Origin of the sequence: Mycolicibacterium phocaicum (genome assembly GCF_010731115.1) — a bacterium.
GTDB classification, from domain to species: Bacteria; Actinomycetota; Actinomycetes; order Mycobacteriales; family Mycobacteriaceae; genus Mycobacterium; species Mycobacterium phocaicum.
This window is the reverse complement of record NZ_AP022616.1, coordinates 2,237,345-2,258,509: the sequence shown is the minus strand read 5'-3', so window position 1 is coordinate 2,258,509 and position 21,165 is coordinate 2,237,345. Positions and strand designations below refer to the sequence as shown.

The following is a 21,165-nucleotide window of genomic DNA, read 5'->3' as shown; positions in this document are numbered from 1 at the left end:
CACGCGTGTCGAGATATTCATATGCGACGCATAATGATCGCCATGTCAATTTCATATTTGATTCATAGTCATTTCAGACATTGCCAGCTCATGGTGTCCGGATGAGGGGGCCATGGGCGCATGCCTGGTTTCGTGGGAGCGCGAACAACACGGGGACAGGCCGCTGCGGAAGCCCGATCGGGCCGGTTTGACGGTCCGGCCTCGTGGCCGAGCAGGAACGGGGTTTCAGGCGGCGATGAGCCTGATCGGCAGGTATTCGTGGCGATGAATGATGTTGTTGATGGCCCACACCGGCGTGCCGGCCAATTCAATGCGCTGCACCCGCGCCAGCAAGGCGGTGAGAATGGCTGTGGTTTCCAGACGGGCCAGTCCCTGCCCGGCGCAGGCGTGCGCGCCGTTTCCGAATCCCATCTGACGGCCGGCGTCACGACGGATGTCGAATACGTCGGGTTTGTCCCATTCGCGTTCGTCGCGGTTGGCAGAGGCGTACAAAGCCAGGACGCGGGCGCCGGCCGGGATGGGGATACCGGAGATTTCGGTGTCGGACAGCACCTTCCGCGTGAATGCCCGCAGCGGAGACTCGAGGCGGATCACCTCGTTGATGGCGTTGGGGAGCAGGGCCGGTTCTGCTCTGAGTAGCTGCCACTGTTCAGGGTGGGCGGCGAAAAGGTAGAGCGCACTGGATATGGCGCTGATCGTGGTGTCCAACGACGGCGCGATGTAGTCGAGCAGCAGGGGTGGCACGTCGTCAAGGCGCAGGTCACCGTTGTCGGCGGCGGTCAGCAGTTCGTCGACCATGCTGCCGTCGAGGACGTTGCGATCGCGCACAATCCGTCGCGCGAACCAGAGCATCTGCAGGCTACGGGGGATCGCCTTGATCGCTTGCCAGTTCAGCGGCCCCATGAGATCGAACGTTGCTGCGCCCCAAGGGATGAGGTGCTCTCGGTGTTCTCTGGGCCAGCCGACAAGGTCGGGCACGAGTGACACCGGTAGTGCGGTAGCCAGATCAGCGACTCCGTCGATGAGTCCTTTGGATACCGCGGTATCCACTATGGCGGCGGCCTGCTGGTCAACGGCGGTGCTGAGCGTGCGCAGCGCTCGCGGCATCAGACGATGCGCCACCAGTTTGCGACGTTGGTCATGTTCGGCGCCGTCACTGTTGAGCGTGGTACCGCGGGACAAGCGGTTGGTCAAAGGGTTCGCGGCGACCCCGTGCCCGGACAAAAACACGTCGTCCGCGCGCAAGGTGGATTTGCATTCGGCGTAGCGCGGCAAGGCGTAGAGGCGGTGGCGAGGCAGCCACACGACCGGGCTGAGGTCGCGCAAATTGCGGTAGTGCTCGTAGGGCCGGCGGATCGCATCGGTGGTGTAAATGTTCGGCCGGTAGGTGGCAATGCCTTGCGGGCTGCGCAACATGGCGTCGTCCTGTTCAGGGTGGTTCGCGTGTATCGCGCGAAGGTCGTCGGGTCGCAGCGATCGCGGTCACTCCTCGCTACTTCTGACGAAATCATCACATACGACGGTATCCTCAGCCAAGCGTTTATGACGAAATCCTCAAAACTGACGGCTTGGTATAGTCGGTGGATGAGTGCTGCCGAGACAGACGCCTCCGACGCCGAGGCGGAGCCGATTACCCGACTGCAACGACGCAAGATGCGCACCCGTGGCGCACTCATCCGTGCGGCTCAGGGCTTTATCGCCCGCGGCGCCCTCAATGTCCCTGTCTTGGAGATCACCCAGGCTGCTGACGTCGGGATGGGATCGTTCTACAACCATTTCAACAGCAAGGAAGAGCTTTTCGAAGCTGCTGTCGACGACGTGCTGGATGGCTATGGCGCGCTTCTGGATGCGTACGCCGCCGACATCGCCGATCCCGCGGAGGCGTTCGCCACCAACTTCCGTCTCGGCGGTCGGCTCTTCCGGCGCCGGCCCCAAGAAGGCCAGTTGATATTGAACCGTGGGTCATCGGTGATCCTTTCGGATCGAGGAATCGCGCCGCGGGCGCTGCGCGACATTGTTGCCGCGATCGACGCCGGTCGCTTCACCATCAGTGATCCTGAACTGGCACTATCGCTGGCCGGCGGCGCCTTGTTCGGGCTCGGCACATTGCTGCGAGAACAGCCTGACCGAGACGACGCCGCCGCCACCGACCACATCGCTGAGGGAGTTCTACGGGCTTTTGGCATGACTGCCAAACAGGCGCGTGCTCTGTGCCAGCGTCCGTTACCGGACCTGTCGGCAATCGAGAGCGGTGGGCTGGGCCACGGCGGCGGTTCGCCGCAGTAGTTCGATCACGTCCGCGCTTTGCGCGACGAGGCGTCCGCGCATGCGCAGATCGACGGTGGGGCGCACAATGCCAAACCGCGGCGTGATCCCGAAGTCGCTCAGCGTAATTCGCGCTGTCGTTTGGCCAACGATCTCGGCGCCCTGCCGCGAAATGGCGACCTCGATTTCGGTGTGAACAGTACGGCCGCGGATGGTCAGTTCACCGCGCACAGTGAGCGCATCTGCGCGCTGCGCCGTCGCGTGACCGCGGAAGCTGATGGTGGGATACGCGACTGCATCGAGGAAATCCGGCGAACGCAAGTGGTGATCGCGAGCCTTGAGGCCCGTGGCGATGCTCGCGGCTTGCACTTCCAGGTATACCGCCGCGGAGCCGTCGTCATTCCATGTCAGCGATCCCGACGATTGCGTGAAATGTCCAGAGACAGGCAGCAATCCCCACATTCCGCGTGCAGCGAAGCCCACCTGCACGGTGGCAGGGTCGAGTAGCCACGTGCCGGCCGATGGGTCGGTCTCGCCGACAACCGGTTCCGATCGGCGGCTCGATACCCGCTGGACGATGTGGCGGATTGCGGAATCCAGTTCGGGGCGTGGAGGATTGGCGCACACGTAGTGATCGGGCCGGACTACGACGAAGGGCTGATCCCGGAACATGCGATGCGACATTTCGCTGATGTCTTCGAGCACGTGTGTTGAGGCGCCAGACGTGACCGAGCGGTCACCAGGACGACACAACGTGACGAATGTCGCGTTCAAGACCTCCGCGGCCAAGCACTGTCCGTGTACCGACAAGGCGGCTCGCGGATCTTCGCCCCAACCGACGATGCGCCAGCCTGATCCGGCGATGTCGTCGAGCCGGTGCTCGTGGCCGCCATAATCGCGAACGCAGGGCTGAGGGAAGAGCATGCCGACCGACGAACGCCGTGAGGGTGCTCCGATCAGCAGCCCGCGCCGATACCGTGCTGGCGGGCGATAGCGTCCTTGCCGGACATGTTGGCGCACTTGCGGAATATGCATCATCGCCGCGAGTGCGCCGTCTCGGACTGCTGCCGCTCGTGCTGATCGAAGCATGATGAGGCGACCGGCCCGTAGCGACAGGTTGGTCATTGCGACGACATGCGGACGGCGCTCATCTTCGTATGTGTCGAGTAGCTCAAGAGGCGCACCGGCCCGTAGTACTGCGCTCACCTTCCACGACAAGTTGGTGACATCGCGTATCCCCGAATTGAGGCCCTGGCCGGCCATCGGCGGCATCAGATGGGCTGCGTCCCCGCACAACATGACTCGGCCCACACGCCATCGCTGTGCTTGCTCGGCTTGGAACGTGTACACGACGTGGCGCAGTATCTGTGCGGTATCAGGGTCGGCATGCTCGGCGATCATCTGCGCTGCGGCGCCCGGTTGCAGGACATCGTCAGGATTTTCATGGGGCATTACCTTGCGTTCCCAACGGTGATTGCCGTCGGCGAGTCGACCGGTCATCCGTGGTCCCGCCGGATCCATCGTGAATCGGAAGTGGGGGACATGCGCAATCGGCTCAGGTAGTTTCGCGTCGACAATTACCCACGGCTCGGTGAAGGTCGACCCCTCGAGTTCGACGCCAACAGCGTCACGAACAGTGCTATTGGCGCCGTCGCAGCCCAGAACCAGTCGCGCCCGTGCTCGGCTGACGGCACCCTGGGCATCCCGAAGCTCGAGAGTGACCCCTTCTGCATCCTGGACCAACCCGGTCAACTGGTGATTCACCCGGACATCAACCCGCTGATAGCCCGCCAGAGCGGTCCGAAGGTGCCGGTCCAACGAAGGTTGATAGATGGCCGACAACCACGGGTGTGCCTGAGGAGTTTCACTGGGCAGAGTCGTGGCAAGAGTCCTGCCGGACCGGGAGGCCCATTGGGCGCCCGCTCCGCAGATCATGTCGCCCACCGCCTGCTCGTAGACGCCCGCCTTCTGCAAACTTCGCAGCGCTTCGCCATCGAGAACTCCCACGCGGGGGTTGCCGTAGACATCGGCTTCGCGGTCGACGGCAAGGACGCGAAGATCGCTACGGGCAAGCAAGATCGCCGCGAGTTCCCCTACGGGTCCCAGACCGACAACGGCGACGTCGAAACAGTCCACCGGGTCATCGGCGCTCATCGCGATGAACCAATCCGGTCAAGAGTCTTCACGGCTCGCCCGGGCGCGGCACCGGAGCATGTTCGGAAGCGGTTAAGACGGCGTTCGTTGAATCTCGATGTCCCTTGGTGGTTCCCGGCCATTGTTGCTGTCCTCCGTCACCTTGCGGTGTGCCATGCGGCACTAACTGACGATATCCTCATATACGAGGATATCGTCAGTCAAGCGCCGGCGATGGCGGCGTTGTGACGGCTGACGACGGCGCTGCGCCCGGAGATGGCTGGGCACCCGGCACTGTTTGTCGCAGCGGACCCACAGGTAAGAAGTGCCTGAAACGGCTGATTCTGGGTAACCCGTCGACAGCGGGTCGTCAGATGAAGAGGGTTGATGTGGTTCGGTACGGAATCGTCGCGGCATTGGCTGCCGCTGCGGCAGGCCTGGTTGCTACCGCGCTGCTGGATGGTTGGGTGTGGTGGATTGCCGCGGTGGCAGTAGGTGCGCTGGCCGCCGTGGGCATCTTCGATGTGACTCAACGCCGTCACTCGGTGCTGCGCAATTACCCCGTGATCGGGCACATCCGGTACCTGCTCGAGGCGCTGCGCCCCGAACTGCAGCAGTACTTCATCGAACGCAATTTTGACGGCCGGCCGTTCGACCGCGACATCCGCTCACTGATCTATGAACGGGCCAAGGGGACCGCGGCCGAATTGTCGTACGGAACCGAACGCGATGTCGACGAGGCCGGATACGAGTACCTCGTGCACTCGACCGCGCCCGTGGAGCCTCCGCCGCACCCCTACCGGGTTCGTATCGGAGGCCCGGACTGCGCCCGGCCCTATGACATGGCTTTGCTGAACGTGTCGTCGATGAGTTTCGGAGCGCTCTCGGCCAACGCGCTGAAGGCGCTGAACGCCGGGGCGCAACGGGGCGGGTTCGCTCACGACACCGGCGAAGGCGGGTTGACGCCCTACCATCTCGGCGGCGCGGATGTGGTGTGGGAGATCGGTTCCGGCTACTTCGGTACGCGTACCGCAGACGGGCACTTCGACCCGGATCAGTTCGCCGACAAGGCCGCGCACGACGCGGTCAAATGCATCTCGGTCAAGCTCAGCCAGGGCGCCAAGCCCGGAGTGGGCGGTGTGCTGCCCGCGTCGAAGGTCAGCAAGGAGATTGCCGAATACCGTGGAGTACCCGTGGGGGAGAAGTGTGTGAGTCCCGCTGCGCACTCGGCATTTTCAACTCCACGCGAGCTTGTGCAATTTGTTGGTCGGCTCCGTGAGCTGTGTGGCGGTAAGCCGGTGGGATTCAAACTGTGTGTGGGCTCGCGAGCGGACGTTCTGGCGATCTGCAAGGCGATGCTCGCCGAAGGGGTCACTCCCGATTTCATCATCGTCGACGGTGCCGAGGGCGGAACGGCAGCTGCGCCACTGGAATACGAGGACCACGTCGGGCTTCCGCTGACGGATGGATTGATGACGGTGCATAACGCGCTGGTCGGCACCGGTCTGCGCGAGGTGATCCGTATCGGTGCCAGCGGCAAGGTAGCCGCGGGCAACGACATCATCAAGCGGCTCATCCAGGGCGCCGACTACACCAACGCTGCGCGCGCCATGATGATGGCGATCGGGTGCATCCAATCGCAGCGCTGCCACACCAATCACTGCCCGGTCGGGGTTGCCACCCAGGACCCGCGGCGGGCGCGAGCGCTGGACGTCGACGACAAGAGCGCGCGGGTATATCGCTACCAGAAGGCCACCGTCGAGCAGGCGATGAAGATCATGGGTTCGATGGGGATCGCGGATCCGGCAATGCTGTCACCGCATCTGCTGCGCAAGAAAGTCTCGGCCACGCAGCAGGTCTCCTATGCCGAACTCTACGAGTGGTTACAACCGAACGAGCTCATCGAGCAGGTGCCGCAGAGCTGGGCTTTCGACTGGGCGGCCGCCGATGCCGACTCATTTCGGCCCATCGTGCGTTCGTGATGAGTACCGGCGGCCCTGCTTTTCGGCTGTCGCCGAGGCATTTTGGGCGGTTGGCTGGGTCGCAGGCGGGGTAACTCTCACCCACGCCTCGGATCAGGCGGGACTGTCAGATATGCAAGGAGAACGATGAGCAAGATTTCGAAATCACTGTATCTGCCGTTGTCGGCAGCGTTCAGCGTCGCGGGCGGACTGCTGGCGGGGAAGATCTTCAGTGTGGTGTGGGAACGGATCGACGACTCGGGGGATGGACCGCCAGATCCCAGAGATTTGAACCGCTCGGCCGGGCAGGCACTGTTCGCCGCCGGTGTGCAGGGCCTCGTCTTCGGCCTGGTCAAAGCTGCCGTCGATCGGGCTGCGGCCCGCAGCTACCGCGCTGTGGCACACGAGAATCCGGTATAGGGGCGAGACACGTCGACCGGCCGGCAGCCGCAGAGCATCACGCCGCAATGACGACGTTTGCATCGCAGCGTGTTCGGGTATCGCGACCGGAGGCTCGGGGCAGTCCCGTGCGCTTGACCGTCGCGTTTTCTCGTCCCGTCAGGAGAGACCCATGCCCCCTCGCCGCAAGCGTGATCAGTCAGCCCCTGCCAGTGTGGGCCCTGCCGGCACCGCGCCTGCGTCGCAGACCGACGCACCGGCGCGTGCCCAGTCCGGACCGTTCTTGACGACGAGTCAGGGACTGCGCCTGCCGGACACCGACCACTCACTCAAAGCAGGTCCCCGCGGCCCGTCGCTGTTGGAGGACTTCCACCTTCGCGAGAAGATCACCCACTTCGACCACGAACGCATACCCGAGCGGGTGGTACACGCGCGGGGCGCTGCGGCGCACGGCATCTTCGAGTCCTACGGCACCGCGTCGTCGGTCACCAGGGCAGCGTTCCTGGGACGCAAGGGGACGACGACCGACGTCTTCGCGCGCTTCTCCACCGTTCTGGGGTCGCGCGGTTCTGCCGACACGGTGCGCGACACCCGCGGCTTTGCAGTCAAGTTCTACACCGCCGAAGGCACGTTCGATCTGGTCGGCAACAACATCCCGGTCTTCTTCATCCAAGACGGCATCAAGTTTCCCGACGTCGTGCACGCGGCCAAGCCGCACCCGGATCGCGAAATCCCCCAAGCACAGTCGGCTCACGACACGTTCTGGGACTTCGTCTCCCTGCACACCGAAGCCACCCACCACGTGTTCTGGAACATGAGCGATCGCGGCATTCCCCGCTCCTTCCGGACCATGGAAGGTTTTGGCGTGCACACCTTCCGGCTGACGAACGCGGCGGGCAAGACCAGCCTGGCCAAGTTTCATTGGAAGCCGGTCGCCGGCGTGCATTCCCTGGTCTGGGAGGAAGCGCAGATCGCCGCCGGTGTCGACCCCGACTTCCACCGCCGCGATCTGGCCGACGGCATCGAAGCGGGCGCCTTCTTCGAATACGAACTGGGACTGCAGATCCTGCCCGACGACGGCACCGATACGTTCGAGGGCATCGACTTGCTGGACCCGACCAAACTCGTGCCCGAAGAACTGGCGCCGGTCCAACTCGTCGGCAAGCTCACGCTCAACCGCAACCCCACGAACTACTTCGCCGAGACCGAACAGGTCGCTTTTCACGTCGGCAATCTGGTGCCCGGCATCGAGCCCACCAATGACCCACTGCTGCAGGCCCGTTTGTTCTCCTACGTCGACACCCAGCTCACGCGCCTGGGCGGCCCGAACTTCACCCAGCTGCCGATCAATCGTCCCCACTGCCCCGTCAACGACATGCTGCGCGATGGGATGCACCAGACGGCGGTCCACACCGGTTTGGCGCCATATCGTCCAAACAGTATCGACAACGACGAGCCGCGCCCAGTAGAAGCGAAAGATGGTGCCTACGTAAACTTTCCGCGACGGATCGAGGGGGAGGCAGTACGCGCGCGGCCGGCCTCGTTCGACGACCACTTCACCCAGGCGACCCTGTTCTATCGCAGCCTGAGCGCGGTGGAACAGTCGCACCTTGCCGACGCCTTCATTTTCGAATTGGGCAAGGTGTACGAGCAAGGCATCAAAGAACGTGAGCTGCAGGTGCTTGCCAACGTTGACTCCGCGCTGTGCGAACAGGTCGCGGCCGCGCTCGGGTTGCCGGCTCCGAAAGGCCGTCCCGCCGAGGATATTCCACTGTCACCGGCGTTGGCGCAGGTGATCGTGGAACCAGGACCGATCGTCGGACGGAAGATCGGCATCCTCGCCGATGCGGGTTCAGACCTCGCCGGCGTGGCCAAACTCGTCAAAGCCGCGGCCGCTGTGGGCGCGACCGCCTTGGTCATCGCCCCCACCGGCGGGGTGTTGAAGGCCGGGCGTCGCCAGGTGACCGTGGACCGGACTCTGGCCACGGTCCGTTCGATCGAAGTCGACGCCCTCGTCGTCGCCGCCGGGACAGAACCGCCCCGCGACAGCAGGCTGGTCGTCCTGCTGCAGGAAGTCTTCCGGCATTTCAAGGTTCTCGCGGCGTGGGGTGATGGTGACGCGGTACTCAAGGCGGCGAAGCTGCCGCTGAAGGGACCTGGCGTCGAGCTGGCCGCGGACGTCGACAAGGACTTCATCGCCCGCCTGACAGCGGCTCTCGGGCTGCACCGGGCATGGGACCGCGGCACGACGTAACTCGCGCTGGTGACGCCCTGACTGCCTCGGCCGGCTGCTTCGGTTGACCGAAATCACAGGTGCTGGATCGTGAGTTCTCATCGATGGCTTGCGCCTGTTCAGCGCGCTGTGCGGTCCCCACGAGCGAACCGGACCCGACCGCACCGTGTTTGAAGAAGACGCAAAACGAGCATGGCATGGTCATGGGCGAACATGAGAAAGCCGATGAGGCACGTAAAGGCCTGATCGATTCGATCAAAGGCAAAGCAAAAGAGATCGCCGGCGCAGTGACCGGCAACGATTCGTTGACCGCCGAGGGGCAGTTGCAGCAGGCCGAGGCGCGGGCCCGCAGGGAAGCCAACACCATCGAGGCCGTTGCGGACGCCGAAGCCGAGTCCGCCACCGGGCTGTTGTCTTCGGCGCACCATCAGGCAGCCGGTGCCCGGGGCGTGGTGCGGTCCGGCACCGAGGCCGCGGAGCGGGCAGCACGCGAGCAGCAGGTGGCGCAGGTTCAGCAGACGGCGCAGGCCGCGCGGCACCGCGCCGCCGAGGAGCAGGTCCGCGCGAGCGTCGAGGAGCAGCGCGAGGAACGGCAGGCGGAGATCCGGGAGACGGCCGACGCCGCGACCGCAGGCAGAGAGGCAGGCGACGCGCTCGCCGAGCATCGCGCCGCGCAGAACGAGGCGGAGGCACAGCAGGCCGAGGCGCGGCGCCTTCGTGAACGCGCTGAGACCCTCACCGATCGGACCAACCTGCCCTGAGAGATGTTGAGAACCAAGGAGATATCGTGAGCATCATCGAAGTGCCGTTACAGGTTTTGCGACTGCAATACCGCCTGGCCCGGTTTCCCCTGCAGTTCATCGAGGATCGGTGGATCGCCCGCATGGACGCCGAAGCACCCGCCCGGCTGATCTATGAGCGGTCGCTCGGCGGACTGGACGCGGCGGTCGGCGGATTGCTGGGTGATTCCACATTGCGGAAGCGGGGCGCAGTGCTGGCTCGGCGAAGCGAAATTCGTGGTGAAGCCGCCGTGCGGAGCATGGCCGCTGCCCGACAGCGTCAGCAGGCCGGCGCCCAATTGGAGGACTCGCTGGAAGCGGCTGCCGACGACCGCGTCCAAGCCGTCGCCGCCAAGGAGGACGCGGTGGCCGATGCCCGCGAGCGCGCCCAGCAGCGTAAGCGCCAAGCGGCGGAGGAGGCCGACAAGCGTATTGCCCAGGCCGCCAAGGCAAGTCGCGCAGAGGCTGAGCAGAAGCGCGAAGCGGCCGAAGCCGCCGAGCAGCAACGGCTGCAAAGGATCAACAAAGCCGAGGCGAAGTCGGCGGCCGCGGCGAAGGCCGCGCTGGAGGACGCGCGCGACAAGCGGGCCGCCGCCGCAGCCAAACGCGAGCAGGCTGAGCAGGTCGACGTACTTGCCGACGCCGAGAAGCGGAATCGGCGGGCGGGCCGGGTCTGACGCGGAGCACGCGAGGATTTCCGGCGCCGGGCATTGGCTAACGCTCGTGCCCGGCGCTGTGGTGCGCTGCAGGCCGGCCCCTTCGCTCAGTGTGCGTCGGTCTGCGGTGTTTAGCTTCTTCGTCGCAGGCTAATCACAGTCATGCGCACAACCACAGCGATCATCAGTGCCGGGTCGGCCGGACGGTTCGTTGTCGTCATCGCCGGTGACGGGCGCCGAAAGGAAATCGCATGGCTGACAACGTACTTGACAGCAGCTTGACTGTCCGGCGGCACAGTGCCGCCACGCGCCAGGCGGTCTGGGACATCATCGCCGACGGCTGGACGTACTCGCAGTGGGTGGTGGGCAACAGCCGGATGCGTGCCGTCGACGCCGACTGGCCGGCCGTCGGCAGCCGCATCCAGCACTCGATTGGCGTGTGGCCACTCCTCGTCAACGACGTCACCGAGGTACAGGAGTCCCGTCCGCAGGAGGAACTGGTGCTGCTCGCCAGCGCGGGGGTGTTCGGCAGCGCGCGCATCTTCCTTCGGTTGTCCGATACGCCCACCGGCGGCTGCCTCATCGAGATGGCCGAGGTACCGGTCGGCCGGCCGATGCGCTGGGTGCCGGACCGGTTGGCCCTGGCAGCGGTCATTCCGCGCAACCGGGAATGCACATTGCGACTCTCGGCCATCGCTGAACGCCGCACCACCACCAGTGACGACGCCGTCCGATCGGTGGGGGAGTCCGTGTGAGAATCGGGACATGGGGAGTGTGGGGGGACGTAGCCCGATCAGCAGAGTGCTCGGGTTGGTGTTCGGGTTCGCGGTGTTGGCGCTACTGACGTCGGTGTTGTTCGGCTCGGTGAACGACCCGAGCGTATCGATCCGGTCCGGTGAGGTGGTGACACCGACCGAAGGCCGGACCGTCGTGTATCTCGAAAAGGACCAGTCGAATATCCATTGCACGGCAACGACTTCCGACGGCAAGACGCAGTCGCTCGCGCCGTTCACCGGCTCGCATCCCGAGAGGCGATTCGGCCCACGGAAACGCATCTGGCGATCCGGCGGAAAAGACTATCGGGCCGTCGGAGTATTGCCGCTCGACCGCGGGCCGGTGTCCGTGCGGTGCCCGGGAGCAGAACGGATGTGGGTGGGCGCACCGAAAGGCTGGTCCTGGGAGTTCGTTGTCCTTGTTCCGGCGTTGCTGGTGTGCGTCGTCATCATGGCGGTCGTCCTGTGGCGTCGCCGTGGCAAGCGGAACGGTGGCGGGCAGGGGCCCACGTACCCCACGCCACCGCAGCAGGGATATCCCGGCTACCCGGCGCCCGGCTACCCGCCTCAGGGCTATCCGGGATACCCGGCGCCCGGGTATCCCGTCCAGGGCTACCCGCCGCATCCTGACAACCCACGCTAGGTCGCCGGCAGCCCACGACACTGCGAAGCCCCGCGCGACCCGCTGCGGTGTGTTAGCTTCCGCTGATCCAAGCGCGCAGGGGGTGCCTGATGGCAACAGTGGCCGACCACCTTATTTCCGCACTGAAAATCAGTGGTGTACAAAGAGTTTACGGTCTGCCCGGCGACAGCCTGAACGGGTTCACCGACGCCATCCGGAGGGCCGGTGACATCGCGTGGGAACACGTGCGGCACGAGGAGTCGGCGGCGTTCGCGGCGGCTGCTGATGCTGCGCTGACCGGTCAGCTGGCGGTGTGCGCAGGCAGCTGTGGTCCCGGCAACCTGCATCTGATCAACGGCTTGTTCGACGCCCAGCGCAGCCGCGTCCCGGTACTCGCCATCGCCGCGCACATCCCGGCCGCCGAGATCGGTTCGCAGTACTTCCAAGAGACCAATCCGACCGCGCTGTTCCGCGACTGCAGCGTGTACTGCGAACTGGTCACCGCGGCCGAGAACGCCCCGCGAATCTTCGAGATGGCGATGCGGGCCGCCGTGGAGGAGAACGGCGTCGCGGTGGTCGTCGTCCCCGGCGAGATCTTCCTGCACCGCGCAGAGGTGTCGCAGTGGCAGACCCGGGCGATCACCCCCACCCGCTCGGTGCTGCGCCCCGACGACGAATCGCTGCGCCGGGCCGCGGACATCCTCAACGACGCACAGGCTGTCACGATCCTCGGCGGTGCGGGCGCCGCCGGCTGTCACGACGAGCTGATCGCGTTGGCCGCAACACTCAACGCACCGATCGTCCACGCGTTGCGCGGCAAGGAATTCATCGAATACGACAACCCCTACGACGTCGGCTTGACCGGGCTGCTGGGCTTCCCGTCCGGCTATAAGGCCATCAAGGAAGCCGAGGTCCTGCTGATGCTCGGCACCGACTTCCCGTACCGCCAGTTCTACCCGGACCACGCCACCGTCATCCAGGTCGACGTGCGCGGGCGCAACCTGGGGCGCCGCACTCCGGTCGACGTCCCGCTCCTGGGCACCGTCAGGGATACGGTGGCCGCGCTCATGCCGCGGCTGCGACCCAAAACCGAACGGGCACATCTGGATCGGGCTCTGAAGCACTACCGCCGGACCCGGCAGTCCCTGGACTCCCTAGCGGTCAACGACCGCGACCGCACCCCGATCCGGCCGGAATACGTTGCCGGTCTGGCGGATCGGCTCGCGGCCGACGACGCGGTGTTCACCGTCGACGTCGGCTCTCCGGTGGTGTGGGCGGCCCGCTACCTGACGATGAACGGCCGACGCCGCATGATCGGCTCGTTCAACCACGGCACCATGGCGTGCGCGCTCCCGCTCGCGATCGGCGCGCAGACGGCGTTCCGGGGCCGTCAGGTCGTGGCGTTCGCCGGCGACGGCGGCCTGGCGATGCTGTTCGGTGAACTCATTACGCTGATTCAGAATCAATTACCGGTCAAGGTCATCGTTTTCAACAACTCGTCGTTGAACTTCGTCGAGCTGGAAATGAAAGCCGCCGGCATCGTCAACTTCGGCACGGAGCTGGTCAACCCTGATTTTGGGGCAGTGGCCCACGCCATGGGCATCTTCGGGCGGCGGGTGGAACATCCCGGTGACCTGGAGCAGGCGCTCACCGAAGCGTTCGCCCATCCGGGGCCGGCGGTGGTCGACGTTCATACCGCGCGCCAGGAGCTGTCCATCCCTCCGACGATCACGGCCGAGCAGGCGAAGGGCTTCTCGCTCTTCGCTATTCGCACCATCCTGGCCGGGCGTGGTGAGGAGCTGCTGGATTTGATCACCACGAACGTGGCACGCCGGATCCTGGACTGAGTGCTCAGAGTTGTGCCACCGCACGGCTGGGTAATTCCACGGTGAATGTCGCGCCGCTGCCGACACCGGCACTGGCCGCGGTGATCCGGCCGTGGTGGGCGTCGACGAGGGCCTTGGCGATCGCCAGTCCGATGCCGGAACCGCCGTGCGCGCGGTCGCGCGCCGCGTCGGCCCGGTAGAACCGCTCGAACAGCCGGGGCAGGTGCTCAGCGGCGATGCCGTCGCCATCGTCGGACACCTGGATCCGCACGGACCCGCCGGCAGTCGTCGCCACGACTCGCACCGTGCCGCCGGCTTCGGTGTGCCGCAACGCATTGGTCAGCAGATTGGCCAGCACCTGGTCGAGCCGCTGCGGGTCGGCCCACAGCTCAGGCAGTCCGGGCGCGATATCTGAGTGCAGATCAACACCTTTGGCGCGGTACGGCGCTGCGAAGGCATCGACAGCTCCGGCGATCAACGTCGCGGGTACGACGGACTGCGTATCGACCAGCGCCATGTCGCGTTCGGCATCGGACAGTGCGCGCACATCGGAACTGAGCCGCGCGAGGCGGCGGGTCTGGTCGCGCAGGACGCCGATCGTCGTCGCGTCGAGCGGGTGGATACCGTCCTCTATCGACTCCAGATAGGCATCGATGACGGAGACGGGTGTGCGCAGCTCATGCGCCAGGTCGGCCAGCAGTTGGCGCCGGGTGGTCTCGACCGAGCCGAGCTGCTCGGCCATCGTGTTGAAAGCGTCTGCAATGGCATCGAATTCGGTGCCCAGATGTGGCGGTGAGACGCGGATGTCGTAGTCCCCATCGGCGACGGCGGTTGCGGCGGCGGCAAGTTCGGCCGTCGATCGGTGCATCCGTCGACTCAGATACCAGCTCAGTCCGAGTGCGGTCGTGGCCGCCACCGCGAGTGACATGCCCACCGAGACCGCGGTCGCCTGCCGGAACACATGCTCGTAGGGATGTGGACCGGTGCGCCCGGGGACCAGGACGTCCTGCATCACCTTGCGGAACATCGGCGGGCCGATGATGAGGGCGACCGTCGTGGTGGTGGCGATGGCCGCGACCACGACGGCCGCGTTCGTGACGAGCAGCCGACTGCGAATTCCGTGCCTGCTGCGCGGATGGTTGTGGGCCATCAGCCTTCTCCCATCCGGTATCCGACGCCTCGCACCGTCGTGACGTAGCGCGGCTCGGCCGAGTTGTCCCCGAGCTTGCGGCGCAGGTGGCCGACATGGACGTCGACGACGTTGTCGTTGCCGAACCACGATTCGCCCCAGACCGCTTCCAGCAGCTGATGCCGCGTCCACACCTGTCGCGGGCGCGACGACAGCGCCGCCAGCACGTCGAACTCGGTGCGGGTCAGCATGATCGGGGCACCGCCGAGGAGGGTCTGTCGGCTGTCGGTGTCGATGTGCAGGTCCCCGAATACCCGCGGCGGCGTTCCCGTTTCCGGGGCGGATTCGGGGGCACGGCGGGGGCGCCGCAACATCGCCCGGATGCGGGCCACCACCTCGCGGGGACTGAACGGCTTGGTGACGTAGTCATCGGCACCGACCGACAGCCCGACGATGGTGTCGATCTCGGTATCGCGGGCCGTCAGCATCACGACGTACGCGTCGGAGAACACCCGAAGCTGTCGGCATACCTCGATGCCGTCGAGCCCCGGCAGCCCGATATCGAGGATCACGACGTCGGGGTCGAGTTCGCGGGCGGCGATCAGGGCCGACGGTCCGTCGGCCGCGACGCGTACCTCGAACTGTTCGCGCTTGAGGTAGCTGGCCACGACATCGGCCAGCGCCGCCTCGTCGTCGACGACCAGCGCGCGCAGGCTCGGCGTGGGTTCAGTGCCGTTCACCTGCTCATAGTGCACCCGCGCGGTGGTGCGGTCGACCGGATGACCTGGTCAGCACCGCGTTCTTTAACGAATCTTCATCGTTCCTCCGGGGAACCCTTGTCGGCCGATTCGAGTCTGGAGGACGTCAGAAACCACTGTGAAGGGACATCGACATGATCAGCAGGATCGCCTTCTTCTCCACCGCCGCCGCGGCGCTGGCCGCTGCCACGTTGACCGCCGCCGGCCCGGCGCAGGCCGCCAGTGCGTCCGGCAACAACGGCGCCGACGTCGTCTCCACGCTGCGCAGCGAGGGCTACAACGTGCAGGTCGACGGGGCCCCGAGCGCTCCGCTGTCGGCGTGCACGGTGACGGACGTGCACGGGTTGCCGAATCCGGCGGACCCGACCCAGCGCGCGGACACCCGCATGATCAACAACGTCTACGTCGACGTGACCTGTGCGTCGGACTCCTGAGCGGGGTCGCAGCGCGCCGACCGGCGGCGACATGGTTATGTGAGGGGCGTGACCGAAGCGTCGTCGCTGCCGCTGGCCGGGATCACCGTCGTCGCGATGGAGCAGGCGGTGTCCGCGCCGATGTGCACGCGCGTGCTGGCTGACTTCGGCGCCCGCGTGATCAAGGTCGAGAATCCGCAGGGCGGTGACTTCGCCCGTGACTACGACGACGTGGTGCGCGGCCAGGCGGCGCATTTCGTGTGGGCCAACCGCGGCAAGCAGTCGATCACCCTGAACCTCAAGTCCGACAAGGGCATCGCGGTCCTGCACCAGCTGCTGGAGAGGGCCGACGCGTTCGTCTCCAACCTGGCGCCGGGAGCCACCGCGCGACTGGGGTTGTCACCGGAGGATCTCAGCAGGCGACACCCGCAGGTGATTCCCGTCGAGATCGACGGCTACGGGCCGGGTGGCCCGCTTTCCCAGAAGCGCGCCTACGACCTGCTGGTACAGGCGGAATCCGGGTCATGTGCGGCCACCGGCTTCCCGGGGATGCCGGCCAAGCCGGGCCCGCCCGTCGCCGATATCTCCACCGGCCTGTACTCGGCGCTGTCCATCATGGCGCTGCTGTTGGGCCGGGCCCGTGGGGTCTTGGCGGGGGTTTCACCGTCGGTTGCCGTCAGCCTGTTCGACACGATGACCGACATCATGGGTTACCCGCTGACGTACACCCAGCATTCGGGCGTGAACCAGGAGCCGCTCGGGATGGCTTCGCCGGCCGTGGCGCCCTACGGCGCGTTCGCGACGCGCGACGGCCAGACCGTCGTTCTCGGCACGACCAACGACCGGGAATGGCAGCGGCTGGCCCGGGAGATCATCGACCGGCCCGACCTCGCATCGGCCCCTCGATTCGCGAGCAATTCGGACCGGTGCGCGCACCGCGACGAGCTTCACGCTGCTATCGGATCCTGGTGCGCTGAGCGCGATCTCGAGGATATCCAGCGGATCGCCGACGCCGCCGGCATCGGCAATTCGCGGTACAACCTGCCCAGCGAGGTGATCGCGCATCCGCACCTCAAGTCCCGCGACCGGTGGCGTCAGGTCAGCACCCCGAACGGCCCCATCGAGGCGCTGTTGCCGCCGCCGGTGGTCAGCGGCCTCGAGCTGAACATGGGGGCAATCCCCGGACTGGGCGAGCACACAGATGTGATACTCGGCGAATTGGGTTACCGCGCTGAAGATATCGTCGGCCTGCGGGCCGCCGGTGCCATCGGCGATGTCTACGAATCAGGGAGCGACCATGCGTGAAGTCGTCATTGTCGAGGCGGTGCGGACCGCCGTCGGCAAGCGCAACGGGGGACTGGCCGGCCAGCATGCCGCCGATCTCTCCGCGGTGGTGTTGAACGAACTGATGGAGCGGTCCGGCGTCGCCCCTGAACTCGTCGACGACGTGGTGTGGGGCTGCGTCTCGCAGGTCGGCGACCAGTCGAGCAACATCGCCCGCTGGTCGGTGCTCGCCGCCGGCTGGCCCGAGTCGATCCCGGGCACGACGGTCAACCGGGCCTGCGGATCATCGCAGCAGGCACTGGATTTCGCGGTGCAGGCAGTGATGTCCGGCCAGCAGGACGTCGTGGTGGCCGGCGGCGTCGAGGTGATGAGCCGGGTGCCGCTCGGCGCGGCCCGCCAGACGGGAGAGCCGTACGGGCCGAAAGCGCTTGCCCGGTATGACGGTTTCGGCTTCAACCAGGGCATCTCGGCGGAGATGATCGCGCAGAAGTGGGGTCTGTCGCGGGCCCGGCTGGACGAGTACTCGGCGCGGTCGCACGAACTCGCCGCGGCCGCACAGGATTCGGGTGCGTTCGTCACGCAGATCGTGCCGGTGTTCACCGACGACGGCGGCGTGGTGCACGAGGACGAAGGCATCCGGCGGGGGACGACCGTCGAGAAGCTCGGTGGTCTCAAGCCGGCATTCCAGGAGGACGGTGTCATCCACGCCGGCAACTCGTCGCAAATTTCCGACGGTGCGGCAGCACTTTTGGTGATGACGCTCGAGAATGCGCTGCAGCTCGGCCTCACCCCGCTGGTGCGGTACGTCGGCGGCGCAGTCACCGGTGCCGACCCCGTCCTGATGCTGACGGGTCCGATCCCGGCCACCGAAAAGGTGCTCCGCAAGACCGGTGTGAAGATCGGCGACATCGGTGTCTTCGAGGTGAACGAGGCGTTCGCCCCGGTGCCGCTGGCCTGGCTCGCCGACACCGGCGCCGACGAGGCGGCGCTCAACCCCCTCGGTGGCGCGATCGCGTTGGGTCATCCGCTCGGCGCGTCCGGCGCGGTGCTGATGACCCGCATGATCAACCACATGCGGGACAACGGAATTCGCTACGGCCTGCAGACCATGTGCGAGGGCGGCGGCACCGCCAACGCGACGCTGGTGGAGTTGGTCGCTTAGGGAAGGGTTCAGCCCAACAGCGGCCTGCGGCCTTTCGCCATGTCGGACAACGCCTCTTGCATCGTGTGCTGAACGCGCAGCGCGTAGGCGTCGGCGTTCTCGTCGTCCGTGGGGGCCATGGGAGCGAGGACGCGCGTGCAGAGTTTGGTGGGCAACGGCAGGTAGGGCACTAGTCCGACAGCGCCGATGTTCAGTCCCCAGGGCACCGATATCGAGATCGGGGCGGTCTTGAGCCGCAACAGCTTATCGATGCGGGTGGCCCGCGCCAGGCGTTCGCCATTGGACAACACGAGAAGGGATTCGCCGGCGCCGGCGGTGACGATAGGGACGATCGGCACGTCATTGGCCATGGCGAGGCGGGCGAATCCGCTACGGCCGCCGAAGACGATGCGGTTGCGGTCATTCCATGATTTCGCGGCGTCCAGATCCCCTCCGGGATAGACCAGCACGTGATGGCCCCGGGCGAAGGCCTCTTCGGCACTGTGCTGACTGGCCGGCCGCGCCCCGAGGACCTCGATGAACCGGCCCACCCCGAGGGTCCACGCCAATTGGTGGGTCAGAATGGTCACCGGCCGGTCGAGTCCCAATCCGTCGAGCGCGGCGCCGGTCGCGAACACGTTGAGGTCGAAGATGCCACCGAAGCCGTGGTTGGCCACGAACAGCGTGGGTACGTCGTAATTGGTGTGCTGGGTATCCACCTCGAGTCGGTGGTATCTGCGCACGTACTCGAAGCATGCGTGACGGTAAGCCGCTGCAGCCCAGGGTAATCCGGATCCCCAGTCCGTCATCGGGACACCGCTGATGTGTCGGTGAGGTCCAGTGCGATGTCGACGAGCATGTCCTCCTGGCCGCCGACGAGCCCACGCAGCCCCGCCTCTTCCAACAGGGTTCGAGCGTCGACATCGAAGCGTTCGGCGGCGATCTCCGCGTGTCGCAGGAAGCTCGAGTACACGCCCGCGTAGCCGAGTGTGAGGGTTTCGCGGTCGACCCGGACGGGGCGTTCCTGAAGTGGGCGGACCAGGTCGTCGGCGGCATCCTCAAGTGCGTGCAGATCGCAGCCGTGGTCCCACCCCAGCTTGGTGGCGGCGGCGATGAAGACTTCGAGGGGTGCGTTGCCGGCTCCCGCGCCCATACCGGTCAGCGACGCGTCGACCCGGTTGGCGCCGTGTTCGACAGCTACGATCGAATTGGCCACTCCCAGAGACAGATTGTGGTGTGCGTGGATGCCGATCTCTGTGGTGACGTCGAGGGTATGGCGCAGCGCGTCGACCCGGTCGGCGATGTCGTGCATGGTCATCGCGCCGCCGGAGTCGACGACATAGACGCAGGTGGCGCCGTAGCCTTCCATGAGTTTGGCTTGATCGGCGAGCGACTGCGGGTCGGTCATATGGCTCATCATCAGAAAGCCGACGGTATCCATACCGAGTTCGCGGGCGGCCGCGATGTGGTGGGCGGAGATATCGGCCTCGGTGCAGTGGGTGGCCACTCGCACCACCGTGGCGCCGGCGCGGTTTGCTTCACGGAGATGGCGTACCGTGCCAATGCCGGGTAATACGAGGGTGGCGACCCGGGCGTGCTGCACGACTGCGGCCACGGCCTCGATCCATTCGATGTCGGTATGGGCACCGAAGCCGTAGATACAGCTGGAGCCGGAAAGTCCGTCGCCATGGGCGATCTCGATGGAATCGACGCCGGCTTCGTCGAGGGCACGGGCGACGGCCGCGGCTTGGGTGATGGTGTACTGGTGACGCACGGCATGCATGCCGTCCCGCAGGGTGACGTCGCTGATATAGAGGTCGTGACTCATGTTGTGGCTCCAGCGGTTTCACGCGTGCGATGGGCAATGGTTTCGGCGGTGGACTTCGCGGCCGAGGTCATGATGTCGAGGTTGCCGGCATAGGCGGGCAGGTAGTGGGCCGCACCGGTGACCTCGAGCATCGCGGTGACGCGGGTGCCCGAGAACTTGCCGGTTTCGGGAATGTACAGCGGGTTTTCGCTCGTGAAGGACTCGAACTGGACGCGCTGTTTGAGGCGGTAGCCAGGGACATAGGTGTTGATGCGTGTCACCATGGCGTCGATGTGCTGCTCGACGGCTGCCTGGTCGACGTCGCCGCCGACCAGGCAGTACACAGTGTTGCGCATCAGCAGGGGTGGGTCGGCGGGATTGAGGATCATGACGGCCTTGCTGCGCTGTGCCCCGCCGACTGATTGCAATGCCGCACAGGTTGTTTCGATGAACTCATCGATATTGGCCCGGGTGCCCGGGCCCGCTGACTTCGCCGAGATGGAGGACACGATCTCGGCGTACGACACGATTCCGCACTCTGCGACCGCGGCGACGATCGGCACGGTGGCCTGCCCGCCGCAGGTGACCATGTTCAGGTTCTGTGCGTGGAGATGCTCGTCGAGATTGACCACGGGAACGCAGTACGGGCCGATCGCCGCGGGAGTGAGGTCGAGCATGCGCACGCCCGTTGGCTGCAGCCGCGCCCAGTTGGCACGGTGAGCCCCGGCGGAGGTCGCGTCGAACACGAGCTTGATGTCGCTGAAGTTCGGCATGTTCAGCAGACCGTCGACGCCCTCGGCGGTTGTGGGCACGCCCATGCGGGCGGCCCGGGCCAGGCCGTCGGAGTCGGGGTCGATTCCGACCATGGCCGCGAGTTGCAGAGGGCCGTCGCCGCGCAAGATCTTGATCATCAGGTCGGTGCCGATGTTGCCGGAACCGATGATGGCGACAGGCCAGGTTGGGTTGTGCTGCATAGGTTTTCCGGC

The 21,165-nt window shown here is 65.9% G+C and carries 19 protein-coding genes; 12 read left to right on the top strand and 7 right to left on the bottom strand.

What is annotated here, in order from left to right:
* Positions 1 to 225: 225 nt before the first annotated feature.
* A complete protein-coding gene (locus G6N46_RS10860) occupies positions 226 to 1,416 on the bottom strand; it encodes a cytochrome P450 (protein ID WP_138248308.1) in 1,191 nt (396 codons plus the stop codon).
* 168 nt (positions 1,417 to 1,584) lie between these two features.
* Between G6N46_RS10860 and G6N46_RS10855 the strand changes: the two genes are divergently transcribed.
* A complete protein-coding gene (locus G6N46_RS10855) occupies positions 1,585 to 2,286 on the top strand; it encodes a TetR/AcrR family transcriptional regulator (RefSeq protein WP_226521158.1) in 702 nt (233 codons plus the stop codon).
* Here the strand turns inward: G6N46_RS10855 and G6N46_RS10850 are convergent.
* Positions 2,224 to 4,419, bottom strand: a complete 2,196-nt coding sequence (locus tag G6N46_RS10850; protein ID WP_138248309.1) for a bifunctional 3-(3-hydroxy-phenyl)propionate/3-hydroxycinnamic acid hydroxylase — start codon at positions 4,417 to 4,419, stop codon at positions 2,224 to 2,226. The two genes, G6N46_RS10855 and G6N46_RS10850, sit on opposite strands and share 63 nt — an antisense overlap.
* A gap of 368 nt (positions 4,420 to 4,787) precedes the next feature.
* Here G6N46_RS10850 and G6N46_RS10845 point away from each other — a divergent pair, with 368 nt between their 5' ends.
* The 8 genes from G6N46_RS10845 to poxB all read left to right on the top strand — a co-directional run bounded on the left by G6N46_RS10845 (position 4,788) and on the right by poxB (position 13,668).
* Complete coding sequence (locus G6N46_RS10845; protein WP_138248346.1) at positions 4,788 to 6,380, top strand: FMN-binding glutamate synthase family protein; 1,593 nt, start codon at positions 4,788 to 4,790, stop codon at positions 6,378 to 6,380.
* 126 nt (positions 6,381 to 6,506) lie between these two features.
* Positions 6,507 to 6,779, top strand: coding sequence for a DUF4235 domain-containing protein (locus G6N46_RS10840; RefSeq protein ID WP_138248310.1), 273 nt, complete (start codon positions 6,507 to 6,509; stop codon positions 6,777 to 6,779).
* Positions 6,780 to 6,930: 151 nt separating this feature from the next.
* The gene (locus G6N46_RS10835; RefSeq protein ID WP_138248311.1) at positions 6,931 to 9,012 is read left to right on the top strand and encodes a catalase; all 2,082 of its coding nucleotides are present in this window, start codon (positions 6,931 to 6,933) and stop codon (positions 9,010 to 9,012) included.
* A gap of 149 nt (positions 9,013 to 9,161) precedes the next feature.
* Positions 9,162 to 9,752 carry a CsbD family protein gene (locus G6N46_RS10830; RefSeq protein ID WP_234880579.1) on the top strand — a complete coding sequence of 197 codons (591 nt, stop codon included), beginning with the start codon at positions 9,162 to 9,164 and terminating at the stop codon, positions 9,750 to 9,752.
* A 26-nt stretch (positions 9,753 to 9,778) separates the two neighbouring features.
* Positions 9,779 to 10,447, top strand: coding sequence for an IF2 family translation initiation factor (locus G6N46_RS10825; protein ID WP_138248312.1), 669 nt, complete (start codon positions 9,779 to 9,781; stop codon positions 10,445 to 10,447).
* Positions 10,448 to 10,677: 230 nt separating this feature from the next.
* A complete protein-coding gene (locus tag G6N46_RS10820) occupies positions 10,678 to 11,181 on the top strand; it encodes an SRPBCC family protein (RefSeq protein WP_138248313.1) in 504 nt (167 codons plus the stop codon).
* Positions 11,182 to 11,191: 10 nt separating this feature from the next.
* Positions 11,192 to 11,842, top strand: coding sequence for a hypothetical protein (locus G6N46_RS28405; protein WP_179967687.1), 651 nt, complete (start codon positions 11,192 to 11,194; stop codon positions 11,840 to 11,842).
* 89 nt (positions 11,843 to 11,931) lie between these two features.
* On the top strand, positions 11,932 to 13,668 hold the full coding sequence (gene poxB / locus G6N46_RS10810) for a ubiquinone-dependent pyruvate dehydrogenase (protein ID WP_138248314.1): 1,737 nt from the start codon (positions 11,932 to 11,934) through the stop codon (positions 13,666 to 13,668).
* Positions 13,669 to 13,672: 4 nt separating this feature from the next.
* Here poxB and G6N46_RS10805 read toward each other — a convergent pair whose 3' ends face one another.
* Positions 13,673 to 14,797, bottom strand: a complete 1,125-nt coding sequence (locus G6N46_RS10805; RefSeq protein ID WP_138248315.1) for a sensor histidine kinase — start codon at positions 14,795 to 14,797, stop codon at positions 13,673 to 13,675.
* On the bottom strand, positions 14,797 to 15,531 hold the full coding sequence (locus G6N46_RS10800; protein WP_138248316.1) for a winged helix-turn-helix domain-containing protein: 735 nt from the start codon (positions 15,529 to 15,531) through the stop codon (positions 14,797 to 14,799). The genes G6N46_RS10805 and G6N46_RS10800 overlap by 1 nt, the downstream gene beginning before the upstream one ends.
* 137 nt (positions 15,532 to 15,668) lie before the next feature.
* Here G6N46_RS10800 and G6N46_RS10795 point away from each other — a divergent pair, with 137 nt between their 5' ends.
* From G6N46_RS10795 to G6N46_RS10785, 3 genes are read left to right on the top strand one after another with little or no spacing between them, the layout of a single operon-like run.
* Complete coding sequence (locus G6N46_RS10795) at positions 15,669 to 15,968, top strand: hypothetical protein (protein WP_061003464.1); 300 nt, start codon at positions 15,669 to 15,671, stop codon at positions 15,966 to 15,968.
* 48 nt (positions 15,969 to 16,016) lie between these two features.
* On the top strand, positions 16,017 to 17,252 hold the full coding sequence (locus G6N46_RS10790; protein WP_138248317.1) for a CaiB/BaiF CoA transferase family protein: 1,236 nt from the start codon (positions 16,017 to 16,019) through the stop codon (positions 17,250 to 17,252).
* Positions 17,245 to 18,393 carry a thiolase family protein gene (locus G6N46_RS10785; RefSeq protein ID WP_138248318.1) on the top strand — a complete coding sequence of 383 codons (1,149 nt, stop codon included), beginning with the start codon at positions 17,245 to 17,247 and terminating at the stop codon, positions 18,391 to 18,393. Before G6N46_RS10790 ends, G6N46_RS10785 begins: the two co-directional genes overlap by 8 nt.
* Before the next feature lie 8 nt (positions 18,394 to 18,401).
* On the opposite strand, the gene G6N46_RS10780 is transcribed toward G6N46_RS10785, so the two are convergent.
* From G6N46_RS10780 to G6N46_RS10770, 3 genes are all read right to left on the bottom strand, one after another.
* The gene (locus G6N46_RS10780) at positions 18,402 to 19,091 is read right to left on the bottom strand and encodes a 1-acyl-sn-glycerol-3-phosphate acyltransferase (RefSeq protein ID WP_226521172.1); all 690 of its coding nucleotides are present in this window, start codon (positions 19,089 to 19,091) and stop codon (positions 18,402 to 18,404) included.
* An 86-nt stretch (positions 19,092 to 19,177) separates the two neighbouring features.
* Positions 19,178 to 20,200, bottom strand: coding sequence for a 4-hydroxy-2-oxovalerate aldolase (gene dmpG, locus G6N46_RS10775; RefSeq protein ID WP_138248320.1), 1,023 nt, complete (start codon positions 20,198 to 20,200; stop codon positions 19,178 to 19,180).
* On the bottom strand, positions 20,197 to 21,153 hold the full coding sequence (locus G6N46_RS10770; protein WP_138248321.1) for an acetaldehyde dehydrogenase (acetylating): 957 nt from the start codon (positions 21,151 to 21,153) through the stop codon (positions 20,197 to 20,199). The genes dmpG and G6N46_RS10770 overlap by 4 nt, the downstream gene beginning before the upstream one ends.
* Between the last annotated feature and the right edge of the window lie 12 nt (positions 21,154 to 21,165).